Source organism: Candidatus Limnocylindrales bacterium (assembly GCA_035559535.1).
In the GTDB taxonomy this organism is placed as follows: domain Bacteria; phylum Moduliflexota; class Moduliflexia; order Moduliflexales; family JAUQPW01; genus JAUQPW01.
Genome location: DATMBG010000019.1, coordinates 1 through 14,696, shown reverse-complemented (window position 1 = coordinate 14,696; position 14,696 = coordinate 1). Strand labels below are relative to the sequence as shown.

General features: G+C 45.9%; 9 protein-coding genes. 3 read left to right on the top strand and 6 right to left on the bottom strand.

All coding sequences use genetic code 11. From position 1 onward, the window contains the following. The first annotated feature begins 307 nt into the window (after positions 1 to 307). The 3 genes from VNM22_05740 to VNM22_05730 all read left to right on the top strand — a co-directional run bounded on the left by VNM22_05740 (position 308) and on the right by VNM22_05730 (position 5,279). On the top strand, positions 308 to 1,546 hold the full coding sequence (locus VNM22_05740; GenBank protein ID HWP46644.1) for an efflux RND transporter periplasmic adaptor subunit: 1,239 nt from the start codon (positions 308 to 310) through the stop codon (positions 1,544 to 1,546). Between the two features lie 63 nt (positions 1,547 to 1,609). Then, positions 1,610 to 4,927, top strand: coding sequence for an efflux RND transporter permease subunit (locus VNM22_05735; protein HWP46643.1), 3,318 nt, complete (start codon positions 1,610 to 1,612; stop codon positions 4,925 to 4,927). A 217-nt stretch (positions 4,928 to 5,144) separates the two neighbouring features. Then, positions 5,145 to 5,279, top strand: coding sequence for a hypothetical protein (locus VNM22_05730; GenBank protein HWP46642.1), 135 nt, complete (start codon positions 5,145 to 5,147; stop codon positions 5,277 to 5,279). Positions 5,280 to 5,395: 116 nt separating this feature from the next. Here VNM22_05730 and VNM22_05725 read toward each other — a convergent pair whose 3' ends face one another. The 6 genes from VNM22_05725 to VNM22_05700 form a co-directional block, all read right to left on the bottom strand. Next, positions 5,396 to 6,247: a universal stress protein gene (locus VNM22_05725; GenBank protein HWP46641.1), complete on the bottom strand. Its 852-nt coding sequence runs from the start codon at positions 6,245 to 6,247 to the stop codon at positions 5,396 to 5,398. After that, positions 6,240 to 8,660 (bottom strand): ATP-binding protein, encoded by a 2,421-nt coding sequence (locus VNM22_05720; GenBank protein ID HWP46640.1) that lies wholly within the window; start codon positions 8,658 to 8,660, stop codon positions 6,240 to 6,242. The genes VNM22_05725 and VNM22_05720 overlap by 8 nt, the downstream gene beginning before the upstream one ends. Then, a complete protein-coding gene (locus tag VNM22_05715; GenBank protein HWP46639.1) occupies positions 8,653 to 8,913 on the bottom strand; it encodes a hypothetical protein in 261 nt (86 codons plus the stop codon). Before VNM22_05715 ends, VNM22_05720 begins: the two co-directional genes overlap by 8 nt. A 412-nt stretch (positions 8,914 to 9,325) precedes the next feature. After that, positions 9,326 to 12,097, bottom strand: coding sequence for a cation-transporting P-type ATPase (locus VNM22_05710; GenBank protein HWP46638.1), 2,772 nt, complete (start codon positions 12,095 to 12,097; stop codon positions 9,326 to 9,328). A gap of 298 nt (positions 12,098 to 12,395) precedes the next feature. Then, complete coding sequence (locus VNM22_05705) at positions 12,396 to 13,340, bottom strand: universal stress protein (GenBank protein HWP46637.1); 945 nt, start codon at positions 13,338 to 13,340, stop codon at positions 12,396 to 12,398. A 389-nt stretch (positions 13,341 to 13,729) separates the two neighbouring features. Next, the coding region (locus VNM22_05700; protein HWP46636.1) for an efflux RND transporter periplasmic adaptor subunit at positions 13,730 to 14,696 on the bottom strand (967 nt) is incomplete at its 5' end.

The following is a 14,696-nucleotide window of genomic DNA, read 5'->3' as shown; positions in this document are numbered from 1 at the left end:
TGGTTGAGTAGCGAAATGCATTGAATCTCCTTCGTGAGGGCAAGCTCCCTCTTTTTGCAAGGTGGGTCAACCGGGACGGTTGACCTACTAACCGTTTTGAACCCATCCTCCCAAATCGAAAAATGTGGGTAAAGATAAGCTGTGGACGGGGAGGGAGAGGGGGTGGGGGCGGGGAGTTAGAGGGGTCGGGTCTGAAAAAGATACCCCTAAAAGCCTGCCCTTGCATAGGGAGATAGTAAGATGGCCGCGCTATTTGTATCTTTTATCTTACTTTCTACTATTGAAGGATTTTTGAGAGAGAATATCTATGCGAAAGAAAACAGTTATCCCCTTAATAAACTTACTTGGTATCTTAGTAACTTCCTGTGGAGAGAAGGAAAAAGCTACTCCAGAGAAAACTTCTACGGTTAAAGATGTGAAAGTTGAAACAGTAAGGTTATCTCCCATAGAAGGTTATTATGAAGCTATAGGAACCGTTCGATCGAAAACGACCAGCGTTTTGTCCTCAAAGATCATAGGGTATGTTAAGACTATACATGTTCATGAAGGAGATCGTGTACGTGCCGGACAATTATTGATTGAAATCGATGATCGCGATGCAAGGGCCCAACTTCAGAAAGCGCAGGCAGGGTTGCGTGAAGCCCAAGACGCGCTTGAGGAGGTGGAGCGAACTATTCGGGCCTCAGAAGCCAGTAAGGAAGCTGCTGAAGCCCACAAGGCCCTCGCGGCCTCGACCTTCGATCGTTATAAGTCTCTTCGTGAAAGTCAGATAATCAGTCAGCAGCAGTTCGATGAGGCACAGGCTAAGTACAGAATGGCAGATGCTGAAGTAGACAGGGCTAACAAAGTCCTTCAGTCTGTGATGGCTAAGAAAAACCAGGTATTGGCAAAAATTGATCAAGCAAAGGCTGATGTCGCTAATGCTCAAATATATCTAGGTTATACAAGGATTACTTCTCCCATCTCTGGGATTGTGACTGCCAGGCAAATCGATGTGGGTTTTCTTGCCGTACCGGGGGTACCGCTTCTTACCATTGAAGATGATACGCAGTATCGACTTGAAGCTTCTGTAGAAGAATCGCAAATAGGAAAGATTCATCTGAAAGACCCCGTCCGTGTACGCATAGATGCCCTTGGAGATAAAGAGCTGGAGGGTCGTGTTACGGAGATTGTACCTGCTTCAGATCCGGCGAGTCGCAGTTATACTGTAAAGATAGATCTCCCAACAGAAACAAAGGAAACCGATACTCCGCAAATTCTACGTTCAGGGCTTTTTGGTAGGGCTCATTTTAGTCTTGGCCATAAGGAGGTGATAATGGTTTTGCAAAAGGCTATTATTGAACGGGGTCAACTTACTAATGTCTATGTCGTGGATTCATCTCATATAGCTCGTCTACGACTTATTAAGACTGGAAAACAATACGGCGACCGCGTAGAGGTTCTGTCAGGACTCAATGATGGGGATCAGGTTGTCGTTGAAGGTATTGAAGCATTGGATGACGGAAGCCAGGTGCGATCCACAAATGCACCATTGGCTTCTAATTAAGTAATGAGTGATGAATCATTAGTTTTTGTCACTCATCACCCGTTACTTATCGCTTAATTTAAGATGAGAGAAAAACTTGGACTCGCTGGAAAAGTAGCGCAAGCCTTCATTGACTCCAAATTGACACCACTCATTATTGTGGCTTCTATATTGCTTGGTATAGGTGCCGTGCTGTTGCTCCCACGAGAAGAAGAACCACAAATCATAGTGCCGATGATTGATGTCTTTGTACAAATGCCCGGGGCATCGGCTAAGGAAGTCGAGGAACGTATAACTAAACCCATGGAGAAGCTGCTCTGGGAAATTCCTGGGGTTGAGTATATTTATTCGACTTCGGCACCAGGTTATGCTTTGGCGATAGTCCGGTTTTATGTGGGTGAGGATGAAGAGAATAGTATTGTGCGGCTTAATCAAAAGATGTTCGCTAACTTTGACTTGATCCCTCCCGGTGCAAGCCAACCGCTTATCAAGCCACGCTCGATTGATGATGTCCCTATACTGGCCCTGACGCTTTGGAGTGATCGTTATGACCACTTTATGCTACGACGCATAGCGGCTCAGGTTCATGATCAAATTAAAGAGATTAGCGATGTCTCAGAAGTGAAAATCATTGGGGGTCAACGGCGGCAAGTTCTGGTCACCCTTGATGATGCGAAGATGGCCGCTTATCATCTCGCTCCAGCAGTTGTTGTTCCCATATTGGAGCAGGCGAACCAACAACTGCAATCAGGTAGTTTTTCTTCTGGTAATCGAGAATTTCTGGTCGAGGCAGGGGGATTTTTGACAACTTCTGAAGAAGTCGGCAAGGTAGTTGTGAGTGTCGCCAACAACCGACCTGTTTATTTGCGTGATATAGCTAAAATAGAAGACGGTCCTGAGGAACCTACCGATTATGTGCTGTTCGGCATAGGACCTGCGTCCAGTCAACAAAGTTCAGAATCCAAAGTCGAAAGTGGCATCTTGAATACCTCTGAAAGGTCGAAGGGTTCAAAATCTGAATTAAAATCGGTTTATCCGGCTGTTACTATCTCAATTGCAAAACGTAAGGGAACTAATGCCATTAAGATAGCTGATCAGGTTATTGAAAAAGTGAACCACTTAAAGGGAACATTGATCCCGGGCGAAGTCCAGGTTTCTATTACGCGCAACTATGGTGAAACAGCTCAGGAGAAATCCAATGAGTTACTGTTCCACATGTTTATTGCTATTATCTCCGTTTCAGCTTTGATTTGGTTAACGATTGGATTACGCGAGTCTGGCATTGTAGCTATTGCTATTCCTGTCACCCTGGCTTTAACTCTGACGGTTTTCTACCTTTATGGCTATACCCTCAATCGTATTACGCTTTTCGCTTTAATTTTCTCCATCGGTATTTTAGTAGACGATGCTATTGTTGTTGTGGAGAATATAGTCCGTCATTATCATTTACCGCAAAATCATGGACGCTCAATGTTGGATATTGCTGTCGAAGCTGTGGACGAGGTAGGAAATCCTACCATCCTGGCTACCTTTGCCGTAATTAGTGCTATTATTCCTATGGCCTTTGTTCGAGGGTTAATGGGGCCGTATATGCGCCCGATTCCAGTAGGGGCGTCTGCAGCGATGATATTCTCACTCCTTGTTGCTTTCATTGTAACGCCATGGGCTAGTTTGCGTCTGCTTAAACGAGAGGGAGGAACTATTCATGCAGAGGAGGGATGGTCTACGCAACTTTATCGTCGTGTGATGACCCGGCTCGTTCACAATCCTCTCTGGCGCTACGGATTTTTAGCTATCGTTGTTATGTTACTATTGGCTTCTTTGTCACTTTTAGCAGTTAAATGGGTTCGTGTAAAAATGTTGCCATTTGATAACAAAAGTGAATTTCAAGTGATTATTGATATGCCCGAGGGAACGACTCTTGAAGAAACAGCCAGCGTGACCTACGAGCTGGGAGATTATATCCGGACTGTACCTGAAGTGGTCAATTATCAAATGTATATTGGCACAGCCTCCCCTTACAATTTCAACGGTCTCGTTCGTCATTACTTCTTGCGACGTGGTTCTAACGTAGCGGATATTCAGGTTAATCTTACGTCCAAAAGTGAGCGAAAGGCACAAAGTCATGATATTGCGAAGCGAGTACGTCCAGATCTCCAACGGATAGCTGCTAAATATCAGGCTCGAATAAAAGTCTCTGAAGTTCCACCTGGCCCACCGGTCCTTCAAACATTAGTTGCTGAAGTTTACGGTCCAGATTATCAACGTCAGATAGAAATCGCCCGTCAGATCCGAGATATTTTTGATAAGACTGAAGGCGTTGTGGATGTGGATTGGTATGTCGAGGATGATCAGGTCAAATATCGTTGGGTTGTCGACAAAGAGAAAGCCACTTTAAATGGTATATCAACTGAACAGATTGCCACCACGCTCCGAATTGCTTTGGAAGGAACAAAGATCGGCTTATTGCATCAACCACAAGAGAAGGAGGATGTTCCTATACTGCTCCGATTACCCCGAGAAGAGCGTTCCAGTGTGGAGGATTTGAAGCATATCAAGGTCTTAGGCCAACAAGGAAACCTTGTTCCCTTGAGTGCATTGGTACGGATCGAACAGCAAGTGGCTGACAAGAGTATCTATCACAAGAATCTGATGCCCGTAGTTTATGTAACCGGTGATGTTGCCGGGCAAGAGGAGAGTCCAGTTTATGCTATTCTCAAACTCAACGAAGCTCTCGATCAGTTGAGATTACCTGAAGGATATGGACTCGAACGTTATGTCGCACAGCAACCTTTTATTACAGACAAGTTTGCTATGAAGTGGGATGGGGAATGGCACATCACCTATGAGGTGTTTCGAGATCTCGGTTTAGCGTTTGCGGCAGTGCTGATTCTCATCTACATTTTAGTAGTCGGCTGGTTTCAATCCTTCAAAACCCCGATTACCATTATGACTGCAATCCCTTTCTCCCTGGTTGGGATATTACCTGCCCATGGATTATGGGATGCCTTTTTCACGGCAACTTCCATGATTGGGTTCATTGCTGGAGCCGGAATCGTCGTGCGGAACTCCATTATCCTGGTTGATTTTGTTGAACTCCGACTACAGCAAGGTATGTCCCTTGCTGATGCGGTTGTAGATGCTGGAGCCGTTCGCTTCCGTCCCATGATGCTGACGGCAGCAGCAGTCATTGTCGGCTCCGCCGTTATGCTTTTTGATCCTATCTTTCAAGGCTTAGCCATCTCACTCATGGCCGGAGAAGTCGCTTCATTATTGTTATCTCGTATGACCGTACCCATATTTTACTATCTGAGCAAGAGAAAGAAGCAAGGATTACAAAAATCTGAACCTGCCCAGACACATGTGATTACTGAGCCGAGACCCATGACCCATTCCGCGTAGGGGCGTAATGCCTTACGCCCGTACTCATAAAAGCTTGTTGTAAATAAATCTGCTTTAGCTAAGCTTGAATAAACCAAAACAGGAGAGTATAATAAATATACTAAGATAGATGCGACCAAGATGTCATTGATTACCTCGGCATCCGAAAGAAAGCGTATTGCTATTAGAACAAACGAAAAGCTCTATAGGGGTTAAGGAGGATATTGAACATGACTGAATGGCTGGGATCAATGCTGTTTATTGTAGCCTATGTTGTTTTAATGCGTTGGCTATTACCGTACCTCGGCATATCGACTTGAATGGCAAACTCATGTCAGGTCGAGTCTCGACCCGAGCCAGTAAAAAACAATAATAAAGAATTAAACAACCTGAAAGATATAGCGTTATAGCCATAAACAAGGGCAGATGAGAATGGATTCATAGGTATTGGTCTACGTCTTTGACAATCTGCCCTGGAAAAATTAGCCTTTAGGGTCGAACTAACAACACCGGACAATTTATCTTTTCCAGAATCTCTTGGATGGTTTCTAGGGATAGATCGGGACTCTTACTGCTCAGTATCAAGATTCCCCCCCTTTCCGTCTGGATAGTTTGTATCAGGCTTTGCGCATCCAGCTTATCTAACCACCGATAGTCTACTTGTAGTTTCCGCCCTTGTAGCCACGCTGTAACTTCGTTTTCTAATCGTTGAGCTACGTCGGATGTCTCAGCCAGGATAAGTACAACCAGTCCGTCCCCATAGGCTTGGGCCATATCTGCGCCTATAGCTAAAGCTTGTTTGGCAAACTCTGAACCATCGTAAACGACCAATACTGGTTGCTTAATACTGATACCGTGTTGGACTAGCAGTACAGGGCGAGGGGCCCTTGCTATAGCCTCCCGTGCTGTGGAACCTAATTCTACACGTCGGGCTACCTGTCGACTCGACTTCCCTAAGGTAAGCAGGTCTGCTTCCAATGCGGCTTCCAATACCTCTGAGGTAATGTAACCACGTACAGTACGAAACGACCATCGAACATGTAGCTGCTCGGCTATTGTCGCCAGAGCCCGACGGGCTTGCTCAGCCTTTACCTTTAACGCCCGCTCCATCTTGGATTTATCCAGTTGTTGACCCACCGTAGAAGGATAACTGACCCCTTGGACAAAGGGTAATTCAGCAAGTTGGAGTAAATTGATATCTTCGACGAAGAGTCCCAATAATTCTGCCTCCATTCTGGCAGCTAATTCAGCAGCTGCTTCCAGTGCTGCTAAACTATGGGATGAGGCATCCACAGCCACCAAAATACGTCGAATAGCGGTTTTAGATTCTTGTTTATTCATGAGCATTCTCTCCCTTTGCAGATGCAGCAAGGGCCATCCGTTTCTCAGCCAAGGCAATAAGCCGTGCTTCCACCCGCTGGTTAATACTTCCTTGGGGGAAATTTCCCGTTTCATCCCGTTCACCAGCCGGTATTCCGGTTAGAATCTCAATTCCCTCATCAACCGTTTCTACAGGATATATATGAAACTTCCCGGCCGCTGCGGCCTCAACAACATCCTGACGTAACATCAAGTGTTTTACATTGGAAGCCGGAATCAACACGCCTTGTTTACCCGTTAAACCTCTGGCCTTGCATATGTCAAAAAAACCCTCGATCTTTTCGTTGACCCCCCCAATGGCCTGTACTTGACCGTGCTGATTCACCGAACCTGTTACGGCCAGGGATTGTCGGATAGGTACCTCTGCAAGGGCTGAAAGTAAAGCATACAACTCAGCCGACGAAGCACTATCCCCCTCTACTCCATTGTAGGACTGCTCAAAAACCAGACTGGCAAAGAGCGAAAGAGGTTTATCTATCGCGTACCGTGTAGAAAGAAAGCTAGAAAGAATAAGGACTCCTTTAGAATGAATGGGACCTCCCAACTCCACCTCTCGTTCGATGTCTATGACCTCTCCTTTACCCAACCGCACACGAGCTGTAATTCGACTGGGACGACCGAAGGCAACCTGACCAAGGTCAATAACTGAAAGACCATTGATCTGACCAATCTTCTCCCCATCGGTATCTATTAAAATGGTTCCCCGCTGAATTTCCTCTTGGATCCGCTCCCGTATCCGATCAACCCGGCGAATCTGAGCATCAATAGCTCGTTGTACATCAAAGGCATTTACAATTTTATGACCTGCCGCGCCGGCCCAATAATTAGCCTCACGCAGTAAGTCGGTGATTCTTCGTATATGGGTAGAGAGCTTCTCTGCATCACCCACGATACGGGCGCTGTGCTCAATAACACGGGCTACTGCACTCCGTTCAAGGGGCCGTAAACCCTCTTTACGGGTTAAGGTACCAATCAGCCGGGCATAGAGAAGATTGTTCTCCAAGGTGCGATCCATCCGTTCCTCAAAATCCACTACCACTTTGAACAACTCGTTGAACTCAGGATCAAATTGACAGAGCAGGTAGTAAAGTAATTGATCGCCGAGCAAGACTACTTTAACATTCAGCGGAATGGGTTCAGGTTCCAGGGATACGGTACTGACTAAATCGAGCATCTGCCCCAGAGATGCCATATGGATTTTACGGGCTCGCAAGACCCGCTTGAGCCCTTCCCAGGCAAAGGGTTGTGTGAGCACCTTATGGGCATCGAGCATTAAATATCCTCCGTTTGCTCGGTGTAACGCTCCAGGCTTAATCAAATTAAAGTCGGTTACCAGGGTTCCCAACTGGGAGATGTGTTCAATACGACCAATCAGGTTCTGATAAGTGGGATAATCTTCATAGACTACCGGTGCCCCTTGGGTCGTGCTATGATCTACTATCACGTTCACCTGATAACGACGAAATGCGGACGTACTGGTCAGGAACCGTGATTCCGGGATATTTATAAAAGCAGGCATCTCTTCGGGTCGGCGGAGGAAGTCCTCCGCATTATTGCTTATATCCTGTTGCAGGGCATTAAGATAGCTTACTACTTCTGGTAAGGTCGTGTATTTCTTTCTCAACTCGTCTATCAAATGACCAACTGCAAACATCACCACCTCATGATTGAGGGCCTTTATCTTCTCCCGGATCTCTCTTTCCCACTGTGGAATTTTGCGAATAATGTCTTGAAGTTTCTCTTGAAGTGCAGCTACCTCGGATTCTATGCGCTTCCGCTCTGACTCCGGAAGCCTTTGAAATTCCTCCGGATTAAGGACCCGATCTCTTCGCATAGGAGCAAAGGCCAATCCCAAAGGAGTCTGTAGCAGTGCGATACCGCGTTCTTTAGCCTGTTGCTCAAGTTCCTTGAAGGCTTTATCTTGCCGCTCTTTGAATTCCTCTTCAATCACTTGCCTTCGGGTCCGGTAGTTCTCACTTTCAAATACAGCCGGGATGGTAGTGCGCAGTTCCTCTATCAACTGCTCCACATCGCGTCGTAGAATAATTCCTTGACCTGGTGGGAGCCTCAAAGCATGGGGCTTATGGGGCTGGGAAAAGTTATTGACGTAACACCAGTCTGGAGGAGTTGGTTCGGTAACGGCCTTTCTTTTGAGAAACTGTCGTATGACCGCTTGCTTGGCAGTTTCAGGAGAGCCTATGACAAAGAGATTATAACCTTCCTGCTGAATATCTGTACCAAAATGTATCGCTTCTACAGCCCGGGCCTGTCCAATAATTTCTGTCAGATCTTCCAGATCCGCCGTAGTCTCAAATGTGAACTGATTCGGATCACAACTTCGATATAGGTCCTTTGGACTCAAAGGCTTAATCATTTCTGGAACTCTCCTCTCGTCTATTCGAAAACACCCCTTCATTGGTCAGAATGGGATAGCTAATCCCATCAATGATAACATTATCACTGTACATATTAACAAAGTCAATCAAGGCATCCATAGCTAAAACACTTGCATACTCCGAATTTTTATAAGCTTTGGATACTTCTTCACTGAAAATAGAAATAAGCTCCTCTAGCGTGTATTCCTTCTTGAGAGAAAACGGTCCTTGTTTTTTAAGTGCGGCTATCATTTTTTGTTCCCTTTAAAGTACGGCTCGTTTTTTTGAACGCCTGAGCAACTTAAAACAAGCCCTACTTTCTCTGTTTGCTTAATCTGAAAGCCTGATCAACTAACCTTACTTTTGTACTTTACACTTAAAGTAAGCAAACTTTTTGCCAAAAGACTAAGGGGAGGATTTATATAGACAAAGCCGCTTAATAATGAATGATTTATTAATTATCAACCTCGATAAGGGTTTATTAAAAAAGATAGCTTTCCTTTGTGTCTTAAAATTCTTCAATACCATTAAAGCTTAATTATTTTGGTATCTTAAGCGGTGTCAGAAATTAAGACGAAAACCAACTGTGAACAACAGGCGACTTTTCTTCTCTTGCCTTCTATGTGAAGAATATCATGCTGGATACTTAACTTATACCCTTGCTTTAGACAGGCTTAAAATAAAAATCTTTATTTTTTCTGATCAACCCTTTTAATCCCTCATGAAGAACAAACAGGAGAAAGGGGAATGGTAATAGCAGCCATCCGTATTTTAGGTCGATGGGCGCGGTACCTAATATCCGTTGTAAGGGGGGAAAGTACATAAATAAAATTCCGAGGACCAGCTCCAGACCGATTCCCCAGAGGAGTAAATGATTGCTCCAAAAGCCCAGTTGCCAGGGTGAAGCTTGCCAGGAGCGCAAAGTTAACCCATTAGCTACCTGGGTCGTGATGACAGATAGAAGGGTCATAGTAGTTGCCTGTTGATAGAGGGGATCGTTGAAGGCCAGTTCCTGACCATACTGCCAGCCATGAAGGCTGAGGTAACTAAGGAATACAACCAGCGCGCCGATTCCTTCGATGAGCCCTAGAAAGAGGAATCCTCTGCAGACTACCTGTCGATCTAGAAGGCGTTCTTGAGGTCCGATGGGAGGCCTTAGCATAACATATGGCTCTTTCCTTTCGGCCCCCAGCGCAAGAGCTGGTAGCATATCGGTTCCAAGGTCAATGGAGAGGATTTGAATAATCGTCAAACCCAAGGGGATTCGAAAAAGGAAAAAAGCGAGATAGGGAAGGATCTCAGGAACGTTGCTAGCAAGGATGTAGGTCATAAATTTTTTGATATTAAAATAGACCGTACGCCCCTCCTCAATAGCTTTCACGATGGTTTGGAAATGATCATCCACTAATACCATATTTGCTGCTTCCTTAGCCACTTGCGTGCCGCTGAGACCCATGGCAATGCCAATATCGGCTCTTTTCAAGGCAGGGGCGTCATTGACGCCATCCCCGGTTACTGCCACTACTTCCCCCAGTTCTTTTAAAAGGGAAACAATGCGTAGTTTGTCCCTCGACGTCAGTCGTGCGAAGAGGGGATTCTGGGTCCGTAATATCTCCTTTAAAGATTCATCACTCATTTGCGCCATATCTTCACTGTGAATCGGAATTAATGGCTTATCGGGTTTTTCTAAACCAATCTGACGTCCAATTGCCATACCAGTGGCCGGATTATCTCCCGTAACCATGATAACTCGAATACCTGCACGATGACATTGGTTAACGGCCTCGATAACTCCTTCCCTTGGAGGGTCTGCCAGGCCAACCAACCCCAGAAAGACGAGATCCCGTTCCAGGTCATTTGCAGGAATAACTTTATGGGTCAGGAATGAACTTCCAGGGTTATCCTTACGATAGCTTGCGAGAGTAGCAAGCCTGCGATAAGCAATACCCAAAACCCGTAGAGCTTCTTGGGCAAAGGCCTGGATCGCTTCTTGAATCTTCTTTCGGTCCGTGTCCTCCAGGGGGCGTATGATGCCATCGGACCAGATTTGAGTGGAATGCTCTAAAATTACCTCCGGGGCTCCTTTTGTGTAAAGGATGATCTCTCCGGCTTCCCGATACAAGGTCGACATCTGTTTGCGTTCCCCACTAAAAGGTAACTCCCCGATTTTCTCTCGGGGGGTCAAACTCTCTTGATTCCTATTACCCCATCGTAAAAAGGCCTGGAGTAAAGCAGTCTCGGTAGGATCCCCCAGTACCTCTTCCCCTTTGAGGGTAACTCTCACATTTAAGACTGCAGCCTCAAGGAGCCGGGTTAAGGCTTCGCGGGTTTGCTCTGAGCTGTGATCTCTCAATTCTTCCACCCCTTCATCGGTCAATTTCAGAGCCCGGTTATTACAGAAAACCTTTTGCACCGTCATACGGTTTTGGGTCAACGTACCGGTTTTATCGGTACAGATCACCGTCGTGGAGGCCAAGGTCTCTACAGAGTTGAGGTCTTTAACAAGAGCATTTTGTTTTGCCAGCCGAAAGCTAGCCATCGATAGGGCCAAAGTTACCGTGGGCAAAAGTCCTTCGGGAATGTTAGCCACAATAATTCCAAGAGCAAAAAGCACGGTAGAAAATATATCCCGTCCCATAGCCATGCCAATCCAGAAGAAGAGAACTCCCATCGTGACTGCCAAGACTGCAATCCATTGGGAGACTTTGGAGATCTCCTTCTGAAAAGGGCTCAAGTCTTGCTTAATGCATACGGTCAACTTGGCTATCTTTCCAAACTCGGTATTGACCCCCGTTGCGGTAACGAGTGCCTCTCCATTTCCAGATACTACATATGTCCCCGCGAAGACCATGTTTTTTGCCCTCAGTGGATCCGTTGCTTCCGGGTCCTCTACCTCTCGAGATAAGGGTAAGGACTCACCCGTTAAGGCAGCATTATTGACGGTTAACAGGTTTGAAATCAGCACTCTACCATCGGCTGGAATCTTATCCCCTTCTTCCAAAAGCATGATGTCGCCGGGTACCACCTGGATCGCATCAATTGAGATAACCTCACCCCCGCGTCGTACCCGTACCTGGTTGGGTAAGAGCTTTTTCAAAGCTTGAATAGCCTTTTCAGCACGATATTCTTCCCAAAAGGCAAATACGGCATTGATAACAATAACCCCTAAAATTGCCCAACCCAGGGTCCCCATCCCCTCTCCTGGCCGAATTACCTCCCCCATAAAGGCAAGACCTGCACCGACTCCCAGTAAGAGGGCAAAAAAATGGGTAAACTGTTTTCCCAAGAGCCAGAGAGGGGAGAGGCCTTTTTCTTCATGTAAGGCATTAAATCCGAAGTCCTTTAACCGCTGTCTGGCTTCTTGAAAACTCAGACCTCCAGGTTGACTTTTGAGCTGCTTGAAAGCTTCAGGTACAGTTAAGCGAAAGATTTCCATATGACTGTTGATCGGCTATTTCAGATAGCAGCTTATCCAAGCTTTGAATGGTAGTCAAAATCCCCCTCTAAACTTACTCAAATCCGGTGAAAGGTTCTTCCCTTTGCTGAATGGTCAGGTTGTTGGTAACATCGAAAATATCCTCCTGTCTGAGCTTACACTGCGTAGCATCCCTATAGGAAGGGGCGAATAAAATCTCTAGAAAGCTTGGTAAGCCTTTGTTTGGACCCTAACAGCTAAAATAATTTGTTTATGAGCGGTATCTGAATGAATATGGATCATCTTCCTTTTATAAGGACTATTCATACGGACGGTGTAACAGCACCGGTATAGAAGTCCCACGTAGGACCTTATCGGCTACACTACCTATAAACAAACGCCTTAAACCCCCATAACCATGGGTTTCCATAGCAATCAGATCGATTCCACCCTTATTAGCCTCCTCTAGGATGGCCGTGGCCGGATGCCGATGGAAAATAACCTTTGTTTGAACTTGAAATGAACGTAATCGCAATCGTTCAGCCACACTGTCAAGGTAGGTTTGTGCTTTAGCTTTTTGGGCTTCAGCTTGCTGTTGGCTTAGTAACTGTTGTTCTAACCAGATCGTATAATCTGTACGTGGGTAGGTGGCAGGTATTACAGGTTCAATAATACGTACTAAGGTATAATCGGCTTGCATGAGTTTACCTAACCTTACCGCATGCTCCAGTATTTGTTCGGACCATACCGAACCATCCAGTGGAATAAGTATATGTCGGAAGATTCGTTCTTGAGAAAGATCTGGCTCAGTTTTTACCTCTTCTGGTGGTCGTACCAGCAGGATAGGCTTTTCCACCCATCGTATGAGTTTATCTGCAACACTTCCAAGCCAGAAACGGCTTAATGCTCCGTGCCCATGGGTAGCCATAACCACCAGACCCACCTCTGTAGTTTTTATATGATTGTTTAGGGTGTCAGCAATCGACCCGGATTCGTCTAGCAAGACCGAGAGGATTTGAACGTTCGTACCAGGCTCCAGCCGTTTGCTTACTTTATCAAGATAAGCTCGTTCTCGTTCTTTATATCTGGCCTCCAGTGTTTCATCGTAAGCCACAGGGCCTTTAGCATACCGGGCTGTTACAGGTACGTGCACATGGACCAATTGAATTGCCGCCCCTGTCCGGTAGGCGACACTTCTGGCTATCGGAAGTGCATATTCCGCAAATAGGGAACCATCGAGTGGTACTAAAATAGATTTATACATAATTTACCTCTTTAGATAGATAAAAATAGTAAACAGTACTCTGTTTACCATTAACGGTCTATCATAGACTTGCTCTTATTTAAGGAGATCCTATTTTGCTGTTTGGAGCTTAATAGCCGGTAATTGTTATGCTAAAACCCAACATAGGATCTATCTCTAGGCCTATCCCCTTATCTCACCAAATTTTTAAATCTCTCTTACATCCCTCCTATCTTCTGCGGTTTATCTTTACTCATAATGTAACGCTTCGAGAGGATCTAAGCGAGGGGCTTTTTAGCTGGATATAACCTCAAAAAACTCCACTGGTTATTGGTCATCAATTGGTGACCCTTGACCTGGGTGATTCCCTGGGAGTTTATTAGCTATTAGTTCATAGATGAATGTCTGCTTTAGAAAAATCGCCCAAAACCAGGGGGGCGGCTACTTTGTTGAGAATCTGTCTTAGCTTCTTTAATGCCTGTGATGACTTCCTGGCCCTCTTGAAGAGAATCCCCCTTAATTTCGGTATAGGTTCCATCGGTGAGACCGACTTCCACACTAACCGGACGGGGATCCGATCCATTACTCAATATCCAGACCCTACGGGTACCCTTCGGAAGGGCTACGGGTTGTCTGGCCTCTATAGAGGCTGGCTTAAAGTTAAGAGCGGCATTTAAAACTCTCTTTACACCCTCCCGCTTGGCCGTAATAATACTCACCGTAGCCGTCATCCCAGGCTTCAACTTTAATTCTGGATTGTCTACCTCAATAATCGTATCATAGGTTACCACATTCTGGGTGGTAATGGGCTGATTTCGAATCTGGGTCACTTTCCCACTGAAACTCTCCCCAGGATAAGCACTGACGGTAAAAATAACTTCCTGGCCTACTCGAACTTTCCCAATATCGGTTTCATCTATACTGGCATTTACCTGCATCCTGGTCAGATCTTGGGCAATGGTAAATAAAGTGGGAGCCTGCAGGCTGGCGGCCACGGTCTGACCCACATCGACACTTCTGGAAATGACGATTCCATCTATGGGAGAACGAATGGTGGTATGTTCCAGGTTGACCTTAGCCTGTTCAAGGGCAGCTTCAGCCTGCTTAATCCCGGCCAAAGCCATTTCTCGTCGGGCCAGGGCGGAGTTATATTGGGCTTTAGCAGATTTAAGTTGTGCTTCCACGGCATCTCGCTGGGCCTCCGCTGCCTTCAACTGAGCAACCGCTGAATCGTAGGCAGTTTGGGCCGTATCCCGATCACTGGCTGAAATTAAAGCTGCTTTGAAAAGCTCCAGACGACGCTGTAAGTTTTGGGCAGCGTCTTTAACGGCTACCTGGGCCTTTTCCACATTGGCTTTGGCGGTTTTTAAATTCGCC

Bases quoted from the DNA above. Each gene is read 5' to 3' on its own strand.
- VNM22_05740 (HWP46644.1), top strand. From the start codon at position 308: ATGCGAAAGAAAACAGTTATCCCCTTAATAAACTTACTTGGTATCTTA.
- VNM22_05735 (HWP46643.1), top strand. From the start codon at position 1,610: ATGAGAGAAAAACTTGGACTCGCTGGAAAAGTAGCGCAAGCCTTCATT.
- VNM22_05730 (HWP46642.1), top strand. From the start codon at position 5,145: ATGGCTGGGATCAATGCTGTTTATTGTAGCCTATGTTGTTTTAATGCG.
- VNM22_05725 (HWP46641.1), bottom strand. From the start codon at position 6,247: ATGAATAAACAAGAATCTAAAACCGCTATTCGACGTATTTTGGTGGCT.
- VNM22_05720 (HWP46640.1), bottom strand. From the start codon at position 8,660: ATGATTAAGCCTTTGAGTCCAAAGGACCTATATCGAAGTTGTGATCCG.
- VNM22_05715 (HWP46639.1), bottom strand. From the start codon at position 8,913: ATGATAGCCGCACTTAAAAAACAAGGACCGTTTTCTCTCAAGAAGGAA.
- VNM22_05710 (HWP46638.1), bottom strand. From the start codon at position 12,097: ATGGAAATCTTTCGCTTAACTGTACCTGAAGCTTTCAAGCAGCTCAAA.
- VNM22_05705 (HWP46637.1), bottom strand. From the start codon at position 13,340: ATGTATAAATCTATTTTAGTACCACTCGATGGTTCCCTATTTGCGGAA.